General features: G+C 62.6%; 18 protein-coding genes. 15 read left to right on the forward strand and 3 right to left on the reverse strand.

Features of this window, described 5'->3' with window-relative positions; translation table 11 throughout:
• The 3 genes from B3361_RS14320 to B3361_RS14330 form a co-directional block, all read right to left on the reverse strand.
• On the reverse strand, positions 1-675 hold a 675-nt coding region (locus tag B3361_RS14320; protein WP_286920258.1), incomplete at its 3' end, for a type VI secretion system Vgr family protein.
• Positions 676-1,161: 486 nt separating this feature from the next.
• Entirely contained in the window at positions 1,162-2,178 is a 1,017-nt protein-coding gene (gene tri1, locus B3361_RS14325) for an ADP-ribosylarginine hydrolase Tri1 (protein ID WP_286920259.1), read from the reverse strand.
• A 73-nt stretch (positions 2,179-2,251) separates the two neighbouring features.
• Positions 2,252-3,580 carry a DUF6861 domain-containing protein gene (locus B3361_RS14330; RefSeq protein ID WP_286920260.1) on the reverse strand — a complete coding sequence of 443 codons (1,329 nt, stop codon included), beginning with the start codon at positions 3,578-3,580 and terminating at the stop codon, positions 2,252-2,254.
• A 268-nt stretch (positions 3,581-3,848) separates the two neighbouring features.
• Between B3361_RS14330 and B3361_RS14335 the strand changes: the two genes are divergently transcribed.
• From B3361_RS14335 to tssM, 15 genes are all read left to right on the forward strand, one after another.
• Positions 3,849-4,400, forward strand: a complete 552-nt coding sequence (locus B3361_RS14335) for a hypothetical protein (RefSeq protein ID WP_054904735.1) — start codon at positions 3,849-3,851, stop codon at positions 4,398-4,400.
• A 27-nt stretch (positions 4,401-4,427) separates the two neighbouring features.
• Positions 4,428-4,997, forward strand: a complete 570-nt coding sequence (locus B3361_RS14340; RefSeq protein WP_054904765.1) for a hypothetical protein — start codon at positions 4,428-4,430, stop codon at positions 4,995-4,997.
• Positions 4,998-5,434: 437 nt separating this feature from the next.
• Complete coding sequence (locus B3361_RS14345) at positions 5,435-6,184, forward strand: hypothetical protein (protein ID WP_182336721.1); 750 nt, start codon at positions 5,435-5,437, stop codon at positions 6,182-6,184.
• Positions 6,185-6,248: 64 nt separating this feature from the next.
• Positions 6,249-6,788, forward strand: a complete 540-nt coding sequence (gene tssB, locus B3361_RS14350) for a type VI secretion system contractile sheath small subunit (RefSeq protein ID WP_028697264.1) — start codon at positions 6,249-6,251, stop codon at positions 6,786-6,788.
• Between the two features lie 14 nt (positions 6,789-6,802).
• The gene (tssC, locus tag B3361_RS14355; protein ID WP_286920261.1) at positions 6,803-8,305 is read left to right on the forward strand and encodes a type VI secretion system contractile sheath large subunit; all 1,503 of its coding nucleotides are present in this window, start codon (positions 6,803-6,805) and stop codon (positions 8,303-8,305) included.
• Positions 8,306-8,331: 26 nt separating this feature from the next.
• Positions 8,332-8,814, forward strand: coding sequence for a type VI secretion system baseplate subunit TssE (gene tssE / locus B3361_RS14360; protein WP_009686742.1), 483 nt, complete (start codon positions 8,332-8,334; stop codon positions 8,812-8,814).
• The gene (gene tssF / locus B3361_RS14365) at positions 8,814-10,634 is read left to right on the forward strand and encodes a type VI secretion system baseplate subunit TssF (RefSeq protein WP_054904737.1); all 1,821 of its coding nucleotides are present in this window, start codon (positions 8,814-8,816) and stop codon (positions 10,632-10,634) included. The genes tssE and tssF overlap by 1 nt, the downstream gene beginning before the upstream one ends.
• Entirely contained in the window at positions 10,598-11,668 is a 1,071-nt protein-coding gene (gene tssG, locus B3361_RS14370; protein WP_182336723.1) for a type VI secretion system baseplate subunit TssG, read from the forward strand. The genes tssF and tssG overlap by 37 nt, the downstream gene beginning before the upstream one ends.
• Complete coding sequence (tssH, locus tag B3361_RS14375; protein WP_054904739.1) at positions 11,665-14,262, forward strand: type VI secretion system ATPase TssH; 2,598 nt, start codon at positions 11,665-11,667, stop codon at positions 14,260-14,262. The genes tssG and tssH overlap by 4 nt, the downstream gene beginning before the upstream one ends.
• 25 nt (positions 14,263-14,287) lie before the next feature.
• Complete coding sequence (tssJ, locus tag B3361_RS14380; protein WP_054904767.1) at positions 14,288-15,010, forward strand: type VI secretion system lipoprotein TssJ; 723 nt, start codon at positions 14,288-14,290, stop codon at positions 15,008-15,010.
• A complete protein-coding gene (gene tssK, locus B3361_RS14385) occupies positions 15,007-16,350 on the forward strand; it encodes a type VI secretion system baseplate subunit TssK (protein ID WP_009686737.1) in 1,344 nt (447 codons plus the stop codon). The genes tssJ and tssK overlap by 4 nt, the downstream gene beginning before the upstream one ends.
• Entirely contained in the window at positions 16,347-17,063 is a 717-nt protein-coding gene (icmH, locus tag B3361_RS14390) for a type IVB secretion system protein IcmH/DotU (RefSeq protein WP_286920262.1), read from the forward strand. Before tssK ends, icmH begins: the two co-directional genes overlap by 4 nt.
• 30 nt (positions 17,064-17,093) lie before the next feature.
• Complete coding sequence (locus B3361_RS14395; protein ID WP_054904741.1) at positions 17,094-20,894, forward strand: type VI secretion protein IcmF/TssM N-terminal domain-containing protein; 3,801 nt, start codon at positions 17,094-17,096, stop codon at positions 20,892-20,894.
• On the forward strand, positions 20,891-21,799 hold the full coding sequence (gene tagF, locus B3361_RS14400) for a type VI secretion system-associated protein TagF (protein ID WP_029887854.1): 909 nt from the start codon (positions 20,891-20,893) through the stop codon (positions 21,797-21,799). The genes B3361_RS14395 and tagF overlap by 4 nt, the downstream gene beginning before the upstream one ends.
• Positions 21,796-24,288: a type VI secretion system membrane subunit TssM gene (gene tssM, locus B3361_RS14405; RefSeq protein ID WP_054904742.1), complete on the forward strand. Its 2,493-nt coding sequence runs from the start codon at positions 21,796-21,798 to the stop codon at positions 24,286-24,288. The genes tagF and tssM overlap by 4 nt, the downstream gene beginning before the upstream one ends.
• Positions 24,289-24,373 lie beyond the last annotated feature (85 nt).

Genomic DNA, 24,373 nt, shown 5'->3' on the forward strand with positions numbered 1-24,373 from the left:
CCACTGGGTGATGGAGTCGGCGGTCTCAGTGACTGAGGCGCTGTGGAAGCGGATTTGCGGCTGCTCGGGGATGTCCACCAGTGTGCTGGAGTCATCGCAGATGATCATCGTGTGGCCTTCGGCAGTGTGCTCGAAGAAGTAGAACATCCCCTCTTCCTCCAGCAGGCGCTGGACGAAGTTGAAGTCGGTCTCGCGGTACTGGGTGATGTAGGTGTAGCGCTTCTGCGGCCGGGTCAGGCGGAACTCGTGACGGGAGAACGCCGGGCACAGGGCGAACACTTCGGTGACCACTTCCTCGACGGTGTTGCCCTGGAAGATCCGCGTGTCGAAGCGGTTCTTGAGCATCGAGAACCACGGGTTGAGGGTGGCAGTGTAGCGCGCCATGCCACCGTCGCTGCCGATGCTGGCAAAGCGCGTGAGGTAACCGGTGATATAGCGCGGGCCGCCTTCGGCCAGCTCGATCTCGATGCTGACGTGCTGGCCCATCATCGACTTCAGCGGCACGCCAGAATCTTCGCAGACCAGCAGCAGTTCGTAGTTGAATGCCCGCGACAAAGCCTCGACGCCCTTGAAGGTTTCCAGCAGCAGTTCCTGCTCGGGGTTGGCGAGGTTGTGGAACTTGAACAGGCGGCGGTTCTGCGGCGACAGCAGCGCGGAGGCCAGGTCCATGATCATGCGAAATCTCCTTGAAAACACGGCCAGCACGCGCTTGCGATGCTCAGCGACAACTCTGTTCATGCGGGGTACGAGGCGCACGCTTCGCGCGTGCGCGTCCCGCGGGTTCATGCGACCGCAAGCACCCGGAAAAGTGCCTTGTCGCGTTGCCATGAACGTGACACTGGTCACATTCGGGCGGGTCAGCGGCCAGAAAGGCCCAAAGAAAACACCGTCAAAAGCTACCCTGTCAACTTGCTGCAAGCCGCGAAAACCGTGGCTCACATGCAATCAAGGCAATGCCATATAGCCATCATTCAGGCAATTTGCTCCATCACCTGCACACCTGCTGTGTCGCGTGAAGCTTCCGCGTGCGCGGCTTTGCGCGGTCAGCGGGGCCAGCGCCAAGCGCTCTGTCAATCGTGCTCCGCAACTGTTGCAGCCATCGCAACCGCCACAAAAAAATGTATCGATTCGTGGCGCAGTTCACATTTGCTCCCCGTACCTTCAACGCTGGCCGTAAAGCAACGCATCCAGTTCATCCACTTGCGGTGCCAGCTCGAACAACTTCCCTGCCAGCGCCTGGATATGTTCCGACCAGGCAACCTTCGCCACCCACTCCGGCGGCATGCCAGAGACGCCGTACAGCGCCCCCGCCAGTTGGCCGGCAGTGGCCGCGACGCTGTCGGCATCATCGGCAAGGTTGGCAGCCAGCAGAATCGCGTCCTTGAAGTTGTCGGTGTTCCAAACTGCCCACAGCGCAGCTTCCAGGGTGTCGATCACATAACCGGAAGAGCGAATCTGGTCGCGGGACTTTTGCTTGTACTCGCCAGCGTTGATGATCATCGGGCGGGGGCGCAACGAACGCACGGCAGGTGCCAGGGTTTCTTCCTTATCGGCGCCATTGAGTGCCAGATGCAGTTGAGCGGCCAACAACTGGCAGCTGTTCACTGCCTCGTCGGCGTTGTGCGTCACGCTGCTCTGGGTGACGCTTTCCCACCAGCTCGCGGACAACGAATGCCGGCGATAGATCGCCGTAGGTGCGAGGCGGATGATCGATCCATTGCCTGCACTGGACGGGTCGTAGTTGCCTTGCCAGGTGATGCCTTCGCGCAGCCAGCCTTCGAGCGCGTTGCGCGTGGCATTGCCAATATCGAAGCAACGGCCATTGGCACTGTTTTCACCCTTGCGGTACCAGCGCACGAGAGCATTCGCATAGGTGGCGTAATCGAACTTGCCCTGGCTCACATAGGTATCTGCCAGGCACAGCGCCATGCTGGTGTCATCGGTCCACTCGCCCGCAGTGAGCTTGAAGGGGCCACCGCCGACCATGTCGCTCACCTGTTCCCGGTCACGCGGCAGGAACTCGAGCGTGGTGCCGACCGCATCGCCAATGGCCAGCCCCAGCAGCGCGCCTTTGGCACGGTCCAGCGCCTGCTCTGGCGTCAAGGTGCAGGCCCTGGACTGCAGCCATTGGGGTTTGACTGCGGGCGCCGCCGGCGCATCCGGCTGGCTCGAACGCATTGCTGGCCGATTACGTGCAGCGTTATGCGCACCTGTCACCGGAACCCTCCCGGCCGTTGCAACAGCGGATGGACTACACCTTGAAAGCAAGGGCCGAGTCTGCAGATGTGCTCATGAACGCCGCATCACTGGTTGGCAGGCCGACCTGCATCCTCGACAGGACATCGGACGGCAATGTGGTGCCGCGGAAGGTGTCACCTAAAGCGTAGGACGGCAGTTTGGCCAGACCGTCGTTCGCATGCGCGACGAAAGCCTCCATCTGCGGGCTGAACGGGGTTTGCCCGCGCAGTGCCGGGTTGATCCACTGATAGCCCTCGTTAGTGGTGTAACCATGCAGCGCGCCGATCTGGTCGTCGGTCAGCAATGCAGAGCGTTTGGGGTCGGTGAAGTCGGCAATACGCCTGCCCGTTGATATCCAGCGGTCTGCGGTCTGATTGCCCACGGCATCGCGCAAGGACATGACCGGCGGCTTAGCCACGGGTTTGGCTGCAGGTGCTGGTTCAGGGCGACGAACCGGCTCTGGCAGCTCAGGTTTCTTGAGGGGCGTCGGGTCTTTGACCTGCAGGTCTGGATGGGCCAGCAGCTTGGCTTCGTTCTTGGCCAGCCAGGCGCCAAACTGCTTGTTGGCGATATCGGCCTGCAGCTTGGCACTGCGGCTGGCGATGTTCTCCATGCTGCCCATGATGCCGGCTTTCATCTGCCCACGCAGCAGGTAGGTGACGATGCCCACCAGCAGTAGCAGCACCAGTTGCTCCTGGCCGCGAGCCAGTTGCCGGGCGGCACGCTCGGTGCGCTCCTGGATCACCGCCGCCGAGCCTCCGGTCGGGTCCAGCCCGGCGGGCTTGACACCTTCTTCGGCATTCCAGGCGGTGGCGATGCCTTCCTGGAGCGTACTCAGGCAAGCCGGCAAACCCTTGATGAAATACTCGGCAATGGCCGAAAGCCCCAACGCCAGGAGGATCAGGTTGCCGACTTCCAGGCCGATGCCCGCCCCCGCCACCGCACCCGGAGCTGCGCCAAAACCAAAGGCCAAGGCGCCGATCGCGCCGCCTGCGGCAGAGCCCACGGCGATGCTGCCACCGAGAATCATCGACACTTCCTTCACCAGTTGCAGCAGCACTGGCAGGATCTGTTCGATACCGATGGAGGCCCACTTGCGCTTGAGGTCTTCCTGGAAGATCGGATACGACATCGCCAGCGCCTGCTGCACGTTGTCGATGCGGTGGCCCCCCATGTAGCCATAGGCCTGGCTGGCGCCATCGCTGACGCGTCGACTAAAGCCGTCCCAACTGTCGTGGGCGCTCTGCAACCCGTGGCGGATGCTCTGGTTCGCCGCGCTGAACTTCTGGTCGAGGTTGCGCTCGATGTCACTCCAGCTGGGGACGTTGGCTAAAAGGTCCATTTTCTACATCACAGTCCGTTGAAAATTGGCGCGCCTGCCTTGTACCTCGGCAAGCACGGTGGAGGCCGCCAGTGGAGCAACTGATAGCGCATGGCCGCTACGCAGATGTGTGACCACCGTTCGTGAAATAAATTTCCCGGCGGCAGCATTTTCCTCAGGGAATCGCACGGCGGCAATGATGGCAAATAGTCAGCACCGCTTTGATGCCATTGCCCCTCCCTCACGAAAACAGGCACCCTGTCGCCCAGCACGGAATGCTGAGGCATGCATGAAAAACCATCCCGAACTGCACGTCAGGTCTCCGGTCCTTTTCAGGTTCACGGCCATAGGCCTGTGCCTGTCCATGTTAGCCATGGGCACATTTGCAGCCTACATCCTATGGGTGGATATCGTGCCACTCTATGGCCGCCTTTACCGAAATGCGCCCGTCGTGGAAACGTCGCTCAAAGGCTTTTTCATGATTGGCTTCATTCCCCTGACACCCTGCCTGATCGTCGCCTGCACGATCGCCGCATGGACCGGTCGCAAATTCGACCCACCTGGAAAATCCTGGCTATATCGATTCCAGACGCGCTCACTACAACTGACAGTCCTGCTGATGGTTATCGTCGCCCCGGCAATGATCGCACTGACGATCGCCACGCTTTCGGCGCAAGGCTACTGGTCGTGCCCCAAGCTGCGCATTTCAGGTTCTGGCTGGCAAATGTTCTGGGTGAACGATGAGCGCGTGTGCTTCAAGCCGGACTTCTACATCAACGACCACTGGCCATGCAAAACGATCGGCAGGAAGGACATCTGCATTCAGGTGGATGGCCGCTAGATGCATGTCTCGAAGGCGCAACCCAGCATGAAATTCAATGACACCTACACCAGCCAAGCGCACCGTTTTTCGCTTGGGATAGAACTGGCTTCATGGCAGTTCTACCTGTCGATCCCGGTCAGCAACGCCCTGGTCGATTACGAAGAGTATTACCGCATCGACCAGGCCCGGTACACGGCCTGGCTACAGGATCCATCAGCAGCGCTGCCCATGGTCGTTCGATGCCGCCGCCGCGAACTGGACCATGCCCTAATGATGCAACCTGGCACCCAGCGCGGCACAGCTGAGCCGTGCACTTGGGATCTGACGGAAATCTCCGCGGTACTGGCGCGTGCAGCAACCTTGCTGCTGCGCGATGGCGGTTACTCAAGCTGGGCCAACACGCTCCTGGGCTACCACTCACGGCTGCACAGCGACCCCGAACAGGTTCGCTTGAGCGCGTTCGCAATGCCCTGCGGGATGGGCACGCTCAGCGTTGCCGTCCTGTACGAAAACGGCACGCTGTCGGTCGAGGCCACTGATGAATTACACGCCTTGCTCGGGTGGTTACGGGAGTGGGCAATCGAGGGTCGCATGGTGGGCGCAAAGCCGCTCTGACAACCCTCACGAAACCGCTTCGGCACGCCATATTCCGTCGCATTGCCATCATTGAAACGCGCCGCGACGGAAGTCGAATGCCAATGGCATGACGCAAAAAAATGAGACCCGCTTCACTTTTTGAAAAAAACTTTTTACGGCAATTTTTACCGTTCTCTTAGCACTTCAGCCCCCTGACTTTAGGGGTAAAACCCCCATTTCCCGCACTCGAAACCCACCGTCAATGGCATGGCGCCATCATTGCGCGGCATCACAAAACAGGGAAAAATCGCGCCCCTCGCCGGAACTTCTTCCGCAGTGGGGTGCCCTACTCGGCATTGCTGGCAACACGATATTCATGTGCCAGCACTCAAATTGCCGCAGCCGAGAGGCGCGATTTTCAGGTCCTCGCCATTGGCGTTTCAGGACGATCAAGCAGGCTCATGGACGATGTACCGATGACACAGACTTTTGATGTCGAAGCACTGATCAAGCTGCGTAGCCAGACGCGGGCGATCTCCGATGCGCTGAAGGCGCAGGCGGCGGATTACCTTGCCACCGTGGCACCGCTGATCCGTCCGCAAACCCTGTTTGGCGAATACCTGCAAGGCGCCCAGCGCAGCAGCGGGCGCGAAACCCAGGGCCATTTCCAGTCGTTGATCGAACTCTACGAGCGCATCGGCTCGGCCGCGCCGTTCCAGCTGGTCACCGAGCTGGAAGTACCGCTGAACCTGATCAGCACCACCCCCGAACTGTTCCCGCTGGAATACGACAAGACCCTGGAACACAGCGGCCAAGTCATCCGCATCACCAGCCCGACCCGCTGGGTTGTGGGCTTCCACGCCTTCGACCTGGCGCGGTTTCGCAATGTCATCAAAGACCCCAACCGCAGCAGCGCCGAGCTGTACCGCTTCGTGGTGCACTACCTGGTGCTGTTCTACTGCCTGAGCAAGTCGCCTGGCCTTGGGCGGCTGTTCGAAGGCTTGCGCTACGGGCTGAGCTTCGAGCGCCTGAAGGGCTTTGGCGACCTGCCGTTCTGCGTCATCAGTTCGCCGGTACGCTCGGAACTTCCCGACGATTCGGTTATCCGTAGCAGCACGCAAATTGCCGGCAACACCAGCTTCGAAGAGCTGGTGGGGCGCGACAACATCCTGGAAATGAACGACGACATCCGTCAGCGCCTGCTGCGGACGATCGAAGGACTGTAACGCGCAGGGCCCGGATACGGGCGGCGCAATGATTCGCAGCGAACTGCTTGCACTGGAGAATACGATGGCGAAGAAGGAAAGCACCCAGCACAAACTCGACCGCGTCCGCGCGCCCCGGGTCCATATCACCTACGACGTGGACATCGGCGATGCCATCGAGAAAAAGGAGCTGCCCTTCGTCGTCGGCGTACTGGGCGACTTCTCCGGCAACCCGCTGGAGCCATTGCCCAAGCTCAAGGACCGCAAGTTCGTGTTCATCGACCGCGACAACTTCAACGGCGTGCTCAAGGGCATCAAGCCACGCCTGACCTACCGCGTCGACAACACCCTGGCCAAGAACGGCACCCAGCTCGGCGTCGAGCTGAACTTCAACAGCCTCGAAGACTTCGAGCCACAGAACGTGGTCAAGCAGGTCGAGCCGCTGCGCAAGCTGCTGGAAGTGCGTAACAAGCTGGCCGATCTGCGCAACAAGATGGGCGGCAACGACAAGCTCGAAGAGCTGCTGATGGACGTGCTGCAGAACACCGAAAAGCTCAAGACCCTGGGCAAGGAATTCGGCCGTGAAGCCGAAGTGAAAGACCCGTCCAGCGACGATCGCGCCTGAGCAGGAGCCCGAACATGACCGACAAGCAAACCGCACCGCAACAGGCCGGCGACCTGGTCGAAGTGGAAAACTTCGCACCGCAGCCATCGCTGCTCGACAGCATCATCTCGCAAAGCCGCGTGGCCCGCTCCGACACCGAGCGCAATCGCACCCGCGACCTGATCGGCGAACTGGTGAACCAGGTGCTCGAGGGTGAGATGACCCCGAGCAAGGACCTGATCGCCGTGCTCGACTCACGTATCGCCGAGATCGATTCGATGCTCTCCGAGCAGATGAACGAGATCATGCACGCCAGCGAATTCCAGCAGTTGGAAGCCTCCTGGCGCGGCCTGAAATACCAGGTAGACCAGACCGAGACCAGCACCACGCTGAAAATCCACCTGCTCAATGCCTCGAAGAAGGACCTGGTGCGCGACCTGAAGGCCGCCAGCGAATTCGACCAGAGCGCACTGTTCAAGAAAGTCTACGAAGAAGAGTACGGCACCTTCGGTGGCGCGCCTTTCGGCATGTTGACCGGTGACTACGAGTTCAACCGCAACCCCGAAGACATGTACCTGCTGGAGGAGATCTCGCACGTGGCCGCGGCGGCCCATGCACCGTTCATTTCGGCTGCCTCCCCCGAGCTGTTCGGCTGGGACTCGTTCACCGAAATGTCCGGCCCGCGTGACCTGGCGAAGATCTTCGACACCGTCGAGTATGCCAAGTGGAAGTCATTCCGCGCTTCGGAAGATTCCCGCTACGTCGGCCTGACCCTGCCGCATGTGCTCGGTCGCCTGCCGTATGGCCCCGATACCACCCCGGTGGAAGAATTCAACTTCGTCGAAAGCGTAGACGGCCGCGACCACAACAAGTACCTGTGGATGAACGCTGCGTACGCCCTGGGCACCCGCGTTACCGATGCCTTCGCCCGCTACGGCTGGTGCGTGGCCATCCGCGGCGTGGAAGGGGGCGGGCTGGTCGAAGGCCTGCCGACTCATACCTTCAAGACCGACGATGGCGAAATTGCCCTCAAGTGCCCGACCGAAATCGCCATTACCGACCGCCGTGAAAAAGAGCTGTCGGACCTCGGCTTCATTCCCCTGGTGCACTGCAAGGGCACTGACTATGCCGCATTCTTCGGCACCCAGTCGGCGCAAAAGCAGAAGCAGTACAACACCGACATCGCCAACGCCAACGCACGCCTGTCGGCCCAACTGCAGTACATCTTCGCCACTTCGCGCATCGCCCATTACATGAAGGCGATCATGCGCGACAAAATCGGCAGCTTCGCCTCGCGCATGGACGTGGAGCGCTTCCTCAACCAGTGGCTGGCCAGCTACGTGCTGCTCGACGATACCGCCAGCCAGGAAGCCAAGGCCAAGTTCCCGCTGCGCGAAGCCCGCGCCGAGGTTTTCGAAGTGCCCGGCAAGCCAGGTGTGTACAAAGCCGTGACCTACCTGCGCCCGCACTACCAGCTGGACGAACTGACCGCCTCGCTGCGCCTGGTGGCCGAGTTGCCGCAGGGCGCCCGCGGCTGATCAGCCGCTGTGTACAGGGATGACACATGAGTAACCAAGCCCGGCTGCTGCCCTCGCTGCTCGACCGCCTGCTGGACGACCGCCCTCACCAGTCGGCCGAGCCGGCCGCGCAGCGTACCTGCTCACTGGCCGAATACAAGGCCAGCATCGTGCGCGACCTTGAAGTGCTGGTTAACACGCGTCAGTCGCTGGTCGCCGAAGAGCTGGAGGGCTTCAGTCAGCTTGAGGGCTCCATCCTTGAATACGGCATGCCTGACTTCATCAGCCGCAGCGTGCTCGACCCGCACGATCGCCGCCTGATCCAGCAGCAGCTGGAGCGGGCGATCAGCACCGGCGACCGGCGCTTTCGCCGGGTGCGGGTTCAGCTGTTGGCCCAGCAGAACGGCCACCGCATGTTGACCTTCCGGGTAGACGCTGTATTGCGTCTGCAGGATATCAGCCGCCAGGTGTCATTCGACGCCGTGCTGCAGGTCAACACCCAGGAATACAAAGTACAGAACCTCAACTGATGCTCGACGAACTGCTGCCCTACTACGAAAAGGAACTGTCGCACCTGCGCTTCCTCGGCCAGGAGTTTGCCGCGCAGTACCCGAAAATTGCTTCGCGGCTACTGATCGAGGGCGACAACTGCGAAGACCCGCATACCGAGCGCCTGATCGAGGCGTTTTCGTTCCTTTCCGCGCGGGTGCATAAAAAACTCGATGACGAGTTTCCGGAAATCGTCGAGTCCTTCCTTGAGGTGCTGTACCCGCACTACCTGCGCCCAACCCCGTCGATGTCGATCGCCGAGCTGAGCCTGGGCAAGCACGAGAAGGTGACCGAAGCCTACCGCGTGGCGCGCCATACCGAGATGCATGCCAACGCCGTTGAGGGCGTGGTGTGTAAATTCCGCACTTGCTACCCGGTTGAGTTATGGCCGATTGCCGTGCAGAAGGCCACGTTCGCCGAAATGGAGCGCTCCGCTTTCAACGGCCACAGCGCCGACCTGGTCGCCCGCCTGAGCATCGACCTGGCCGCCACCGGCGACGCCCTGTTCGGGCAAATGCAAATCGACCGTCTGCGCTTCTTCCTCGACGGTGAAGCAACGCTGATGCTGCATTTGTACGAGCTGCTGTTCAACAACCTCGCCAAGGCGACCCTGAGCTTCCACGACCAAGGCCGCAGGCGCGAAATCGTGCTGCCAGCAGGTGCCCTGAGCGCTGTAGGTTATGGGCGTGACGAAGGCCTGGTGGACTATTCCGAACGCTCGTTCCTCGGCTACCGGCTGTTGCACGAGTATTTCACCTTCCCAGACAAGTTCATGTTCTTCGACCTCGGCGGGTTCGCTCGCCCCCTGAATGGTCAGGCCGTGGAACAGGTACAGGTCAATTTCTATTTCAGCGACTACGACCTGGGCGACCGCCTGGCGCGGCTGAGCCAGAACATCGGGCGCAACAACTTCAAGCTCAACTGCACGCCAATCATCAACTTGTTCCGGCAACAGGCCGAGCCGATCAAGCTTACCCATACGCGGCACGAATACCCGGTCACCCCCGACACCCGCCTGCACAATGCCGCAGAAGTGGTGTCGATCGATCGGGTACGGCGCGTGCGCAAACTGGGTGGCATCGACCAGGTCGCCACCTGCCAGGCATTCTTCGAGCCGCGTGGCGAGCAAGACCCGCACACCAGCTTCTGGATCGCCCGCCGGCGCAACCAAGGCGATGCCACAGCCATGAGCATCCGCGTGGTCGACCGCGACCTGGAGCTGATAGACGCCAGCAGCGATACCCTCAGCATCAGCCTTACCTGCAGCAACCGCGATGTGCCGCTGATGCTGCCTTTCGGTGGTGAACGCGGTGATTTCAACATCCCGGCCAACTCGGTGATCAGGGACATCCGCTGCCTGCGCAAGCCCACCGCCACCATGCGTGTGCCACTGGGCAAAGGCCTTATCTGGCGGCTTATTGCGCACCTGTCGCTCAACCACCTGTCGCTGGTAAGCCAGGGCCGCGAAGTACTGCTCGAGTTGCTGTCGCTCTACAACTACCGCAACGTCTCGGCCATTCGTAAACAAATCAACGGCATCAAGGCTATCGCCAGCGAACCGGTGGTTGCGCGTATCGGCCACCCGCGGCCGAACTTCGTGCGCGGTGTGGGTATCACCCTGACGCTGGACGAAAGCCAGTTCACCGGCAGCGGTGTGTTCCTGTTCGGCATGGTGCTGGACCATTTCTTCGGCCAGTACTGTTCGATGAACAGCTTCACCCAACTGACGCTGCGTACCCAACAACGAGAAAAGAGAGTCGTCCAATGGCCAGCACGCACTGGCGATCAGCCCCTGGTCTGATCGATCAGGCCCGAGCCGAGCCGCACCGATTCGAATTTTTTCAATTGGTGCGCCTGCTTCGCCTGCACTACAGCCGCACCGGGCGCATGGACCTGGCAACGCGCCCGCACGAAGACCCGCTGCGTTTTCGCACCCAGCTGTCCCTGGCGTTCCCGGCGAGCGAAGTCAGCGACTTGCATTTCGAACGCGAGGGCAAGGTTTCGCCGGCCGGCCGGCCGTTGTCGGAGGTCCAGGTGACCTTCATGGGCCTGGTAGGGCCGTCTGGTGTGCTGCCACGCCCGTACACCGAGCTGCTGTTGGAGCGGCACGTACAGTATCGCGACGATGCTGCGCATGCGTTCCTCGACATGTTTTCGCACCGCATGACCACGCTGTTCTACGAAGCCTGGCAAAAATACAAGTTTCATATCGAACACGAGCGCAACGGCACATCGCGCTTCGACAGCTACCTGCTCAACGTGGTGGGGTTCGGGCCCATGGCCCAGCGCCTCAAGTTCGAGCAGCAGCCCACGGCGCTGCGCCGCGAGCTGTTCAGCTACTTTGCCGGCCTGCTCAGCCAGAAGCCACGCAACGCCCTGAACCTGGAGCGCATGCTCGGCTTCTACTTCGCGCTGCCGATCAAAGTCCGCCAGTTCGCCGGGCGCTGGCTGCGCCTGCAGCCGGAACAATGTACCCAGCTGGGGCGGCGCAATGCCCAGCTGGGCCACAGTGCCGTGGCCGGTAACCGGGTCTGGGACTACCAGTCGTGCATCCGCATCGAGCTCGGCCCGCTTGGCCTGGCCGATTACCAACGGTTCCAGCCCGGCACCGCGTGCTACCGCAAGCTGGTCGAGCTGGTGCGCTTCTACCTGGGTGCCGAGCTGGATTTCGAAATTGCCCCGCGGCTCAAGCCCGAGGCTGTACCACCCGCCCAGCTCGGCCGCACAGGCAACCTTGCCCTGGGCTGGCTGGGCTGGCTCAAACGCCCTGGCCGTGACGCGGAGCCATCGCGTTGCGCCGTCTTCCACATTCCTTACGATGGGGTCGCCTTGTGAACCTGAAGTCTTTGTTCGCCAAGCTCAACGAAACCAGCCGCACGGCGACAGAAAGCGCTGCAGCCCTGTGCCTCTCGGAGCAACACTACGACGTGGAAGTCGAGCACCTGCTGTTGCAGCTGCTCGATGCCGGCGACACTGACCTGGCGCCAATCCTGCGCCACTACGATGTGGTCGCCGAGCGCCTGCAGGCGCAACTGGTAACGGCCCTGGGCACATTCAAGAAAGGCAACACCCGCACCCCGGCGCTGTCGCCACATATCACCCGCATGATCGAACAGGCCTGGCTGCTGGCATCGATCGAGTACGGCGTCGCGCAAGTACGCAGTGCCCATCTGCTGCAAGTCCTGCTGGACGATGCCGAACTGCATCGCGTAGTGGTCGCCTCGGCCCCTGAGCTGGAGAAGATCAACCCAGACGACCTTCGCCTGAACCTTGCCGCTTTGGTCGAGGGCAGCGCCGAATCGCGCCACGCCAGCGCCTTGGCTGGCCCAGCGGCACCGGCCCCTGCCACGGGCAAGGCTGGCGGCAAGACCCCGGCGCTGGACCAATACACGGTCAACCTTACCCAAAGTGCCCGCGAAGGCCGCATCGACCCCGTGCTTGGGCGCGAATTCGAGGTGCGGCAGATGGTCGACATTCTCACGCGCCGCCGGCAGAACAATCCGATCCTCACCGGTGAGGCCGGGGTGGGCAAAACAGCCGTAGTCGAAGGTCTGGCCCTGCGCATTGCCCAAGGCGACGTGCCGGCCGTGCTCAAGGATGTGGCACTGCATACCCTCGACCTGGGGTTGCTGCAGGCGGGCGCCGGGGTCAAAGGTGAGTTCGAGAACCGCCTCAAGGCAGTGATCGAAGAGGTCAAGCGCAGCCTGCACCCGATCATCCTGTTCATCGATGAAGCCCACACCCTGATCGGCTCCGGTGGCCAGGCGGGGCAAAATGACGCCGCCAACCTGCTCAAGCCTGCGCTGGCACGTGGCGAGCTGCGCACCATCGCCGCCACCACCTGGGCCGAGTACAAGAAGTACTTCGAAAAGGACGCAGCCCTCGCCCGCCGCTTCCAGGTGGTCAAGGTCGAAGAGCCGGATGAAGACAAAGCCATCCACATGCTGCGCGGCCTGCTAGGCAAAATGCGCGAACACCACAAGGTGGCGGTCATGGACGAAGCGCTGGTGCAGGCAGTGCGCCTGTCCAACCGCTACATCACCGGCCGCCAGCTGCCAGACAAAGCTGTCAGCGTGCTCGACACCGCCTGCGCACGCATCGCCTTGGCGCAAACCTCGCAGCCTGGCGCACTGGAAGACTGCCGTCGGCAGATCGACAACCTGCAAGCTGAAATCAGCGTGCTGGGCGACGAAGCCGGCAAAGGCCACGATCATGCCCGCCGCCTCGGCGAACTGCAGGCTGCCTTGCAAGCCGCGCAGTTGCAGGAACAGCAACTGAACACCCAGTGGCAACAGGAACTGGCACTGGTCGAACAGCTCAAGGCGCTGAGCGCCGCCAGTGAAGCCGACCCCGCGCAGCTCAATGCCCTGCGCAGCGAACTGGCCCGGGTGCAAGGCGACCAGCCACTGGTGCATGCCTTGGTCGACAGCGGCGCCATCGCCCAGGTCATCAGCGGCTGGACCGGTATTCCGCTAGGCAAGATGCTGCGCGACGAGATCGATACCGTTCAGCGCTTGCCTGAACTGCTGAGCCAGCGCGTACTGGGCCAGGACCATGCCCTGCACGAAATCGGCAAACGCATCAAAATTTCCCGTGCGCGCATGGAAGACCCGAACAAACCGATCGGCGTATTCCTGCTGCTTGGCCCCAGCGGCGTCGGCAAGACCGAAACCGCCCTGGCCCTTGCCGACACCCTGTATGGCGGTGAACGCAACCTGATCACCATCAACATGTCCGAGTACCAGGAAGCGCATACGGTATCCAGCCTCAAAGGCTCACCACCGGGCTATGTCGGCTACGGCGAAGGCGGCGTGCTGACGGAGGCGGTGCGCCGCAAACCGTACAGCGTGGTACTGCTGGACGAGGTGGAAAAGGCTCACCCCGATGTACTTGAACTGTTCTTCCAGGTGTTCGACAAAGGGGTGCTGGACGACGGTGAAGGCCGCGAGATCAATTTCCGCAACACGGTGATCATCCTCACCTCCAACACCGGCACCGAGCACATCATGCACACCTGCCTGAATGCCGAGCAGCAGCCCACCCCCGCAGCCATCATCGAAGGCCTGCGCGGTGAGCTGAACCAGGTATTCAAGCCAGCTTTCCTTGGCCGCCTGAGCATCGTGCCGTTCTACCCGGTGCAGGACCAGGTGCTGGAGCGCATCGTCGCGCTCAAGCTCGAGCGCATCGCCAAGCGCTTCGCGCGCAACCACCAGGCCGAACTGAGCTACGAACCGGCGTTGGTGAAGGCCATCGCCGCACGCTGCACCGAAGTCGATAGCGGTGCGCGCAACATCGACAACATTCTGTCCCAGACCCTGATGCCAGAGCTCGCCCAGCGCGTGCTGGAGCGCATGGCCCAGGGCACGCCCATCGAGCGCCTGGTCATCGAGCTGGGCAGCGATGGCGATTTCGCCTATCGCCTGGCCTGACCCGCACCCGGAGGTTTTTGCCGTCATGTACCACAAGCACACTGCCCTCAAACGCTTGACTGCCGTTGCCCTGCTGTTGGCAATGGCCGGCTGCGGGGTTACCGACCGCATCGGCAAGCGCATGGAAGACAGCTGGGCGGCCGACATGCTGGCCGACAGCGAAAAAGTCATTCTGACCTCTGATGGCGGCAACCAGCTCAACCCGGATGCCGACGGCAAACCGCTGTCGGTGGTGATGCGCGTGTACCAGCTGACCGACCTCGAGCGCTTCGCCGCCAGCGATGCCGAAACCCTGTGGGCTACCCCGCAGAAAGCCCTGGGCAACACCCTGGTGGAGGCACGCGAGATCACCCTGCTACCGGGCATTGGCCAGATCGACCAATGGCCGCTGGCCAAGAGCGCCCGGTATGTCGGCGTGGCAGCGTTTTTCCGCGACGAGCAGGATGCCCGCTGGAAAGTCGCCTTCGACGCCGACTCGCTGCGCAAGGACGGGATCTGGTTCTCATCGGACGGCCTGCGCGTGCTGGTGGACAAGACCGAGATCCATGCCATGCGCGGTGTGGACGTATTGAACAAGCCGCCGACCGCCGAGCAGCAGGCCGCCGCCGAGCGCGCCAGGCAAGCCGCGCCTGGCCTCACCGACAAGGTGCAGGACGCCGCGCTCGACAAGGCTAGCGATATGGCTGGCAAATCAGCACAAAACGCCGTCGACAATTCCTTCAACTCTTTAGTGGATAGCGTCAAATGAGCAAGCAGAGCCGGGTGATGTGGTCGGAAGGCATGTTCCTGCTGCCACAGCACTTTCAGTATCAGGACGAGTTTCACCAACACCAGTTGGCCGAAGCGACCCTGCGCAGCACCCCCTTCCACTGGGGTGTACAGGCGCTGCAAGTGGACGAGGACGCCCTGAGCAACGGTTCGCTGCAACTCAAGCGCCTTAAGCTGGTATTCCCCGATGGCAGCCTGTACGACGCGCCGCAGCACGACCCACTGCCGGCCGCGCGTGACCTCAAAGACCTGCTCAAGGCCAACGACCTCAAGGTGTACGCTGCCCTGAAGCTGCCCGAGCCGTTCGGCCTCAACTACGTCGAAGACGGCCAGGAACACAAGGCAGCGCGGCGCTATCGCAAACAGTTCGACACCCTGCCCGACCTCAACGAAGGCGAACTGGAGAACGAGATCACCAGCCTGCGCCTGAACGTCGTGCTGCTGGTCGATGGCGATAGCCTGGATGGCTATAGCTACTGCCCACTGGCCAAGCTGACCCGCAACAGCATGGGCGGTTTCAATCTGGACCCGCATTTCGTCCACCCTACCCTGCACCTGGGTTGCCACGAAACCCTGGCCGGCATTGGCAAGCGCCTGCTCGGCGCCTTGCAGGCCAAAAGCAAGGCACTGTCTGGCCGGCGCCGCGAACGCGCCGACCAGATCGCCGAGTTCGGCTCCAGCGATGTCACCTTGTTCTGGCTGCTGAACACCGTCAACCGGGCGCACCCGCAACTGGCCCACCTGCTGGCCCACCCACGCCTGCACCCAGAGCGCCTGTACCTGTTCCTTGCCGACCTTGCCGGTGGCCTGCTGACCTTCACCCTCGACACTCAACTGGCCGACATCCCCGAGTACGACCACCACGACCCAGCCGCATCGCTGGTCAAGCTGGACGAGATGATCAGGGTGATGCTGGACAACGTCGTGCCCAACCAGTGCATCGTCATCAACCTCACCCAGACCAAACCGTCGTATTGGCAAGGGCAGTTGCACGACCCGCGCCTGGTCGAGGCCGACTTCTACGTGTCGGTCCATGCCGACATGCCCGGTGCCAGCTTGCTGGAACTGGTGCCGCGGGCCTTCAAGATCGGCTCGCCCGAAGACATCGAGGTGGTGGTCAACAGTGCCATGCCCGGCGTTACCCTCAACCACGCCGCGCGGCTCCCCAACGCGATCCCGGTGCGCCTGGACAATCAGTACTTCGCCATCGAGCCGCATGGCCAGGTGTATGAGCGAATGATGAACGCCCAGACCATCTGCTTCTACGCGCCCAGCGCCTTTACCAACCTCAAGCTTGAACTGATGGCGGTGCTCAAATGACCGAAGCCGTACTGCAACAGGGCGCTACCGTGCCCGCCCCTGCCAAACCGTCGCTCAAGGACCTGGTGCAAGACTTCATCAGCATGGCGCTGATCGTGCGCCGTGGCCGCCAGGTCACTTCGGTGCAGGCCTTCGAAGGAAGTGTCGAACGCTTCTTCGCCAACCTTGAACGTGACGCCCGTGCCGCCAACTACAGCGCCGAACAGGTCAAGGACACCCAGTACGCGCTTTGCGCCTTCCTGGATGAAAGCGTGTTGCGCGCTGGCGACAACGCGTTGCGCCAGCACTTCGAGCTGCAACCCTTGCAGTTCCGCTATTTCGGCGTGCACCTGGCGGGTGAAGGCTTTTTCGAAAAGGTCGAGGCTCTGCGGGGCGATGTCAAACAGAACCTCGATGTGCTCGAGGTTTATCACCTGTGCCTGGCGCTTGGCTTCGAGGGCAAGTTCAGCCTTGGCCAGAAAGACCAGCTGCGTTACCTGGCCAACACCCTCGGCCAGGACATCGCCCGCTACCGCAAGGCACCCAAGGCCTTGTCACCGGACTGGGCACTGCCGGACCAGGTGTCGCAGATGCTGCGCCACGAAGTGCCGCTGTGGGTGTACCTGGCGCTGATCGCGCTGGTTTGCGTCGCCGTGTACCTGACCCTTGACTGGTTGCTGGACAAGGACGTCGCCGCCCTCTCCGAACAAATCCGCCAGCTGTTCAGTGCCTGAGTGCACCTCAGGTAGCCGAGTCAGGAAGACATGAAAACATTACTGCGCCTCTTGAAAAGTTTCTGGGTTCTGCTGCTACTGCTGTGGCTGGGGAGCCTGTTGGTCTGTTGGCTGGTGTCGCCGCTGCTGCCGTGGCTGCAGCAGCACCTGCCCGAAGCCCTGGCCATCATCAGCGCCTGCTTCCTGCTGGCCGTCGTGCTGCGCCAGTACCAGCGTATTCGTGCCGAGCACAACCTGGAGAACCTGCTGCAGATCGAAGTCGACCGCTCGTGGAATGCCACCGGCGAGTTCCGTGACCAGCAGGTACTGCGCGAGCGCCTCAAGCATGCCATCAGCATGCTGCGCACCGACCGCTCCGCCGGCGGCGGTGGCAAGTCGGCGCTGTCCGACCTGCCCTGGTACCTGGTGGTCGGCATGTCGGCGGCAGGCAAGACTTCGCTGCTGACCCACTCCGGCCTGTCAGCCAGTATCGCCACCGCCAACGACAGCGAAAGTGGCACCCAGCACTGCGACTGGTATTTCAGCCCCGACGCGGTGATGATCGACACCGCCGGCCGTTACCTGCGTGACGACCAGTCGGCAAGCGAGTTTTCGGCGTTCCTGCGCATGCTGCGCAAGCAGCGCGGCAAGGCAGCGATCAATGGCCTGGTGCTGGTGGTCAGCCTGCCCGAACTGCTGGCCGCCAACAGCGAAGAGCGTGATGCCCTGGCAGCGCAGCTGGTAGCCCGGGTGGAAGAATACGCCCAGTGCCTCGACACCAACCCACCGCTCTACCTGATGCTCAGCAAGACCGACCAGTTGCCGGGCTTCAGCCAGGCTTTTGATGGCCTGGACCTGCACCAACGCCAGCAACCGCTGGGCATGACCTTCGCGTTGTCGGAAATCCGCAACCAAGGCCTGCAGGCGGTGCTGCAGGCGCGCCTGGGCAACCTGCACAGCCACATTCGCCAGCACGTCGACGCACAAGTGATCGCCTTGGGCGCTGCAGCCGACAGCACGCTGCTGAACTTCCCGCAATACTTCGCCGCGCTGGGCGGTGTGCTCGAGCAGTTCCTCGGGCACTTCACCCACGGCCAGCGCAGCGGCGCCCCACTGATGCTGCGCGGCCTGTACTTCACCAGCGCCCTGCAGACCGGGCAACAACTGGGGCACGTGTACGAAGACGCCATCGCCGACGAATTCGCCTTGCAGGCGGCCGAGGATGGCCAGGCCGAACAGGCTGGCACGGCAGCGGGCAACCGCAGCTACTTCATTACCGACACCTTCCGCCGGGTCATTTTCCCCGACCGTGACCTGAGCCTGTATCACTCGCGCCAAGGCCGCCAAGCGGGGCTCAGCCCGCTGCTGCTGGGCCTGGCCGTTGCCGCCGGCGTGCTGCTTGTCAGCTGGCAGGCAGTGTCGTTCGTCAACAACCGCCAATGGCTGGACAATCTGCGCCTGCAGCTGGCCCAGATAGGCCAGGCCGAAGACAGCCAGCAGCAGTTGGCCGCGGGCAAAGGCCTGCAAGTGCTGCGCGAGCAGATGGCCACTGTCGAGTCGCATCGCACACAAGGCGTGCCGCTGCGCCTCAGAGCCGGCCTGTACCACGGTGAGGCGGTTGACCAGGTGACCCGCAGCGCGTATCTGGCGCAATTGCGCAGCCAGGCCCTGGAACCGATCGCCCGTAGCCTGCAAGTGCAAATGCGCGCGTTCAATACCTTCGCCGCGGGTATCAACCAGTCACTGGAGTTCACCCCGGCCCCGCCGAAAAAACGCAACGCCAAGCCATTGGCCCCAGCGGTTGCAGCCAAAGCGCAGGCCGCGCTGGCCAACACCCGCGCAGGCGCCCATGCGGCCAAGGTCAACCTGGCCACAGCCAGCGATGCCGCCGAGCTGTCCGCGACCACCGGTGGTCTGTCGTTGTCCGAAGAGATGCTGGGGCGCCTTGACGAGCAGCAAGTCGCCTCGATCATCGATGCCTACAACACGCTCAAACTGTACCTGCTGCTGACGGCACCCGACGCCCACCCAGACCCGGCCTTCATTGCCGCAAGCCTGCCACAGGCCTGGGCCGCGGCGGCCGGCGAAGGCACCCCCGCCAGCGCCGACGTGATCGGCGCAAACACTCCTTTGTATGTGCAGTTGCTGGAGCAGGGCCAGGCGCCTTCACTGCCACGCAACGACCAACTGATCAACGAAACCCGGCAGAACCTCAAGTCGTTCATGATTTCCAGTTCGCTGGTCGATCGCGAATACCTGCGCCTGCAACTCGAATCCAGCCGCCAATTCCCGGCACTGAGCCTCAACGACCTTGTGCCTCAACCTGGGCGCGCACTGCTGTACGGGTCGGCCGGGGTACCTGCGATCTATACCCGCCAAGGCTGGGATACGTTCGTCAAGCCTGAACTGATCAAGCTGGTATCGAGCAACTTGCGCAACGAGTCCGACTGGGTACTGGACGGCGACGGCGGCGATGCCCTGGTGCAGAAGGCCAACTTCGTGCGCGAATTCATGAGCCGCTACAAGCGCGATTACACCCAAGCCTGGTACAAGATGGTCAGTAGCGTGGGCGTGCGCCACTTCGCCGACCTGGCATCGGCGACCCAGCAGTTGGGGCTTTTGAGCGACGTTCAGCACTCTCCCGTAAAGAACCTGCTGCAGGCTGTGAACGACAATACCCAGTGGGACCTGCCGGTCAAACGCGAAGTACCGTCGGCCGGCACTGGTCGTGATGACGGTTTCTGGAGCAAGGTTACCGGGCTGTTCGACGCCAACGACAGCCTGCCTGCCAACGTAGCCCCGGCCCTGCCGGCGGTGGACGACGGCAGCCTCGCCAAGCGCTTCGAACCGGTTGCCCGGGTATTCGCCCAGAACAACGCCGAAGGCGCCGACAGCACCATCATGGACCGCTACCTGGCGGCGCTGCGCAAGCTCAAGGTCCGCATGAACAACATCCAGCGGTCGCAGGATGTCGGCAAAAGCAGCAAGCAGCTGATCAGCGAAACCCTGGAAGGCCAGCCAAGCGAGGTCACCACGGTACGCAATTACGTGGAAACCAGCGTCGACACCAGCCAGGACAGCCTGTCGCGTTCGCTGCAAGGCTTGTTCAACCTGCCGATCCAGTACGCCTGGGCGACCTTGCGTGACCCGGCCGGCCAGCAGATCGCCAAAGCCTGGGCGCAGCAGATCGCCAAGCCCTGGCAGCAGGTCATGGCGCACCGCTACCCGATTGCCGGTGGTAGCCGCAACGAAGCCTCGGTCAAAGACCTGCAACGTTTCGTAGACCCGGACTCGGGGCTGCTGCCGGCCTTCAAACGCAACGAAATCGGCAACCTCGCCGGCGGCGAAGGTCTGGGCGTAGGTGATGGCAAGGCACCGGCGTTGGTCAACCCTGGCATGCTCAACAGCATCGACCGGGCCAGTTCGGTAGGCCAGGTGATCGCCAGCCTGTCAGACCGCGACAACGGCTTTGAAATCATGCTGGAGCCCTCGGCCAACTTCACCGACATCGTGTTCACCCTCGATGGGCAGGAACAGCACTACCGCAACGGCCGCAGCAGCTGGAGCCGCTTCGCCTGGCCAGGCACCAGCAATGCCCCGGGCGCTCGCCTGGATGTGGTAACGCTCAGTGGCGCACGGGTAACGGTGTTCGACTTCCCCGGGCGTTGGGGCCTGCTGCGCATGAACGAAAGCGCCCGCGTCGACGACCTCGACGGCATCCAGCAGCGCTTCAGCTGGAACACCGCCAATGGCCGTGTGAGCCTGGTGGTGCGCAACTTCGGTGGGGTAAAACTCACCGACCTGAGCCAGGTCAAGGCCCTAAGCGCACTCAACGACAGGAGTGCCCAATGATCGGCTGCTTCGGCAAACTGCCATCGAGCGCAGACTTCGTCAGCCTGCATGGCGCGGCGGAGGAAGTCTGCGAATTCGACAGTTGGCTGCAGACCTCGCTGGCGGCCATGCGCCACCGCGAAGACTGGCAGGCACTGTTCGATGGGTTGCCGATGTGCTTCTTCACATACCGCGCACGCAATGGCAACTGGCTGCTGGGCGGGCTGTTGAGCTCGCGTGACGCCAGTAACCGGCGCTATCCGTTCTTCATCTACCAACTGCTCAAGGGCAAGGAAGGCATGGCCCTGGGCAACCCATTCACCTTGGGCGAGCTGTTCTGCGCACAGATAAAGCCTTTGCTGCACCAGGCCGTGCAAGGTGCCGACGGCACCCGCCTGTTCGAACGGGTCAAGGCCTTGCGCCCACTGCAAGCCCAGGACCTGGACCTGTTCCGCCGGGTGCACGCCAAGTTCCTGCGTGACTTCAGCTTCACCGATATCGCGCGTGCACTGCACGGCTCCTGGCCAGGTTTCGACAGCGCCGCCGCTTTGACACGGCTGCGCGCATGCCGGCCGGCGCTGCACAGTGACTTCGAGGGTGGCATTGAGTTGCCCCTCCCCGCTGAGCGCGGTTTGAAAAACCCTACAGCCGATCTGTGGCTGACTTGGCTGTGCCACATGAACGGGCAGCCAGATACGCCAGCCGTGAGCCTGCTGGCAGACGATTTCATGCACCCGCGCCTGTTCTGCTTCCCGTCACGCCACGCCAGCAGTGCCTATCGCCTGCTCTGCGGCTGTGCCGAAGCCCAGCAGCATCTGGCGCTACTGGGCCCTGCGGCATCGGCCCGCGGCCAACACGACTTCGATCTACCCCTTGAACGCGTTATCGAGCAATTCGTCGATGCGCTGGATGCGACGCCTGTATGAACAAGATCAAGTACTACTGCCTGCGTTACCAACCCTATCTGCTGGGGGTGGCGTTTTTCCTGGTGATCTTCCTGGTATGGGCGATCGGCAGCGCGTTGGGCTTCGCTTCGCTGCACAGCCTGTTGGCTGGCATCGGGGCTTTCCTGCTGCTGTCGGCGGGCTACGTCCTGCTGCTGTACCGTGGCGCCGGCCAGCATCACAACCTCGAAGGCTTGCTGCGCGACGACGCCGACCAGGCTGTACTCAATGCCACGCCGGCCGACCGCGAGGAGGTCAGCCTGTTGCGCGAGCGCCTGCTGCAGGGCATCGAGCGCCTGCACAAGAACACGCCACGCGGCACCTCTGCCAAAGACGCCCTGTACGCGCTGCCCTGGTACCTCGTGATCGGCCAGCCCGCCGCTGGCAAGAGCACCATGATCCTGCAGTCCGGCCTCAACTTCCCTTACGCCGAGCGCGAAGGTGCACGCGTCGCAGGGTTGGGTGGCACGCGCAACTGTGACTGGTTCTTCAGCTCTGAAGCGGTGCTGCTGGACACTGCCGGGCGCTACATGAACAGCCCGGAAGAGGCCGGCAAGTGGCGTGGCTTCCTGCAGTTGCTGCGCCAGCACCGGCAACGCCGCCCGCTCAACGGTCTGATCGTCAGTGTCAGCATCGCCGACGTTGTGCACGGCTCGGCCGAAGACCAGCAGCGGGTGGCCAAGCGTTTGCGCGAACGCATCCAGGAAAGCTGCGCCTTGCTGGAAGTGCGCCTGCCGATCTACCTGGTATTCACCAAGTGCGACCTGATACCCGGCTTCACCCCCTTCTATCGCCAGCTGGATGAGGCCGCGCGCGGCGAAGTGATGGGCAAGACCTTCGCGCACAAAGGCTACGAACAGGCGGACTGGGGCCAGCGTTTTGGCCAGGCGATGGACGACCTGACCCGGTACTGGCAGCAGGTTGCCAGCCAGCAACTGGTGCAGCAGGACATTCAGGTAACGCGGCAAAACGACGCCGCTTACCGCTTCCCGCTGGAGCTGGCCGCAATCAAGCCACGGCTGCAGGCGTTCGTCGACAGCCTGCTGCGGGCCAACCCCTACCAGAATGCCGAAATGCTGCGTGGCTTCTACTTCACTGCCGCCTTGCAGGCCGATGAAGCGCTGTGGGGCAGCCATGGCCAGCATGTTGCCGAGCGTTTTGCCCTGGAACACGGCGAGGGGGCGGTCAGCGCAGGCAGCCAGCCTGCGCCGCTGTTCATCAACAGCCTGTTCCGCAAGGTCATCATCCCCGACCAGCACCTGGTGGCCCTGTACACCAGCAACCACCGCGAGCGCCGGCGCAAGGCCGCCTGGGTGGCCTGTGCCAGCCTCGCCGGGTTGGTGCTGTGCAGCCTGTGGGGCTGGTCGTACCTGAACAACCGTGCGGTGCTGGGCAGCATCGCGAGCGAGCTGGCCGAGGCCAAGCGCCAGGACCAGGCTGCCGATGGCCAGTACGCCGCCTGGCGCAGCCTGGACCGCCTGCGCTTCTGGGCCGCCCATTACTACCGGCAGCACCGTGAGCAGGGTGTACCGTTCAGCCTGCGTCTGGGCCTGTACCAGGGCCATCAGGTTGAGCCGCTGCTGCGCGACCGTTACTTCACCACCCTGCAGCAGGTGATGCTCAAGCCCACCGCAGACAACCTCACCCGCACGCTCTACCTGCTGACCACGCTCAAGGTCTACCAACGCAATACCCGCGAATTGCAACCGGTGAGCGGCGTGGACAGTGTGGAGGCCGAAGCCCTGCCACATGACAACCGCGCCCAGTCGATCGCCGATTTCGGCAAGGCGACACTGGACACCTACGTGATGCTTTCGCCCGCCCAGCGGGAGAAGGCCGACCCGGCGTTTCTCAAGGCGCACCTGCCCGACTACTGGTACCCGGCCATTGCCCGGCACACCGGCCACAGCCTGTCCGAGGCCAACCAGGGCAAGGGCGACCAGGACTACCTGTACGCCAGCCGGCAGATCACCTTCTATGCCGACCAGATCCGCGAAACGGATGTGCCGCGCATTCTCGACAACGCCTTCCTGATTTCTAGCTCGCGCAACTACATCGACAGCCTGCGTGCCCAGTCGCTACGCGCGATCGAGACCATCACGCTGGAATCGGACACCTTGTTCGCCTTTGGCCGGGCAGATTTCCAGAGCCTGAAAAGCGAGGGCCAGAACCAACTCAGTGCCATCGCCAGCAAACTGTTGAACACGCCCAATATCGGCAAGATCGTCATCTCCGGCCACGCCGACCAGCTCGGTGACAGCCAGAGCAACCTGCAGGTATCGCAACAACGGGCGCAAACCATTCGGACTTATCTGGTCGGCAAGGGCGTCCCGGCCGAACTGGTGGTGGCCCAGGGCGAAGGCAGCCGTAAACCGTTGGTCAACTGTGACATGCAACAGGCACGGGCCCAGTTGATCAAATGCCTGGAGCCCAACCGCCGGGTAGAAATCGAAGTGCGCGGGCTCAACTGAGCGCGCGCCGCACCAACCGGCCACCCGGGCTCACAGGAGGAGCACCGGGTGGCGGCACGCTACCTCTGCCGGCCTGTTCGGCGAG

Origin of the sequence: Pseudomonas sp. UBA6699, assembly GCF_002454615.1 — a bacterium.
Taxonomy (GTDB): Bacteria; Pseudomonadota; Gammaproteobacteria; order Pseudomonadales; family Pseudomonadaceae; genus Aquipseudomonas; species Aquipseudomonas juntendi.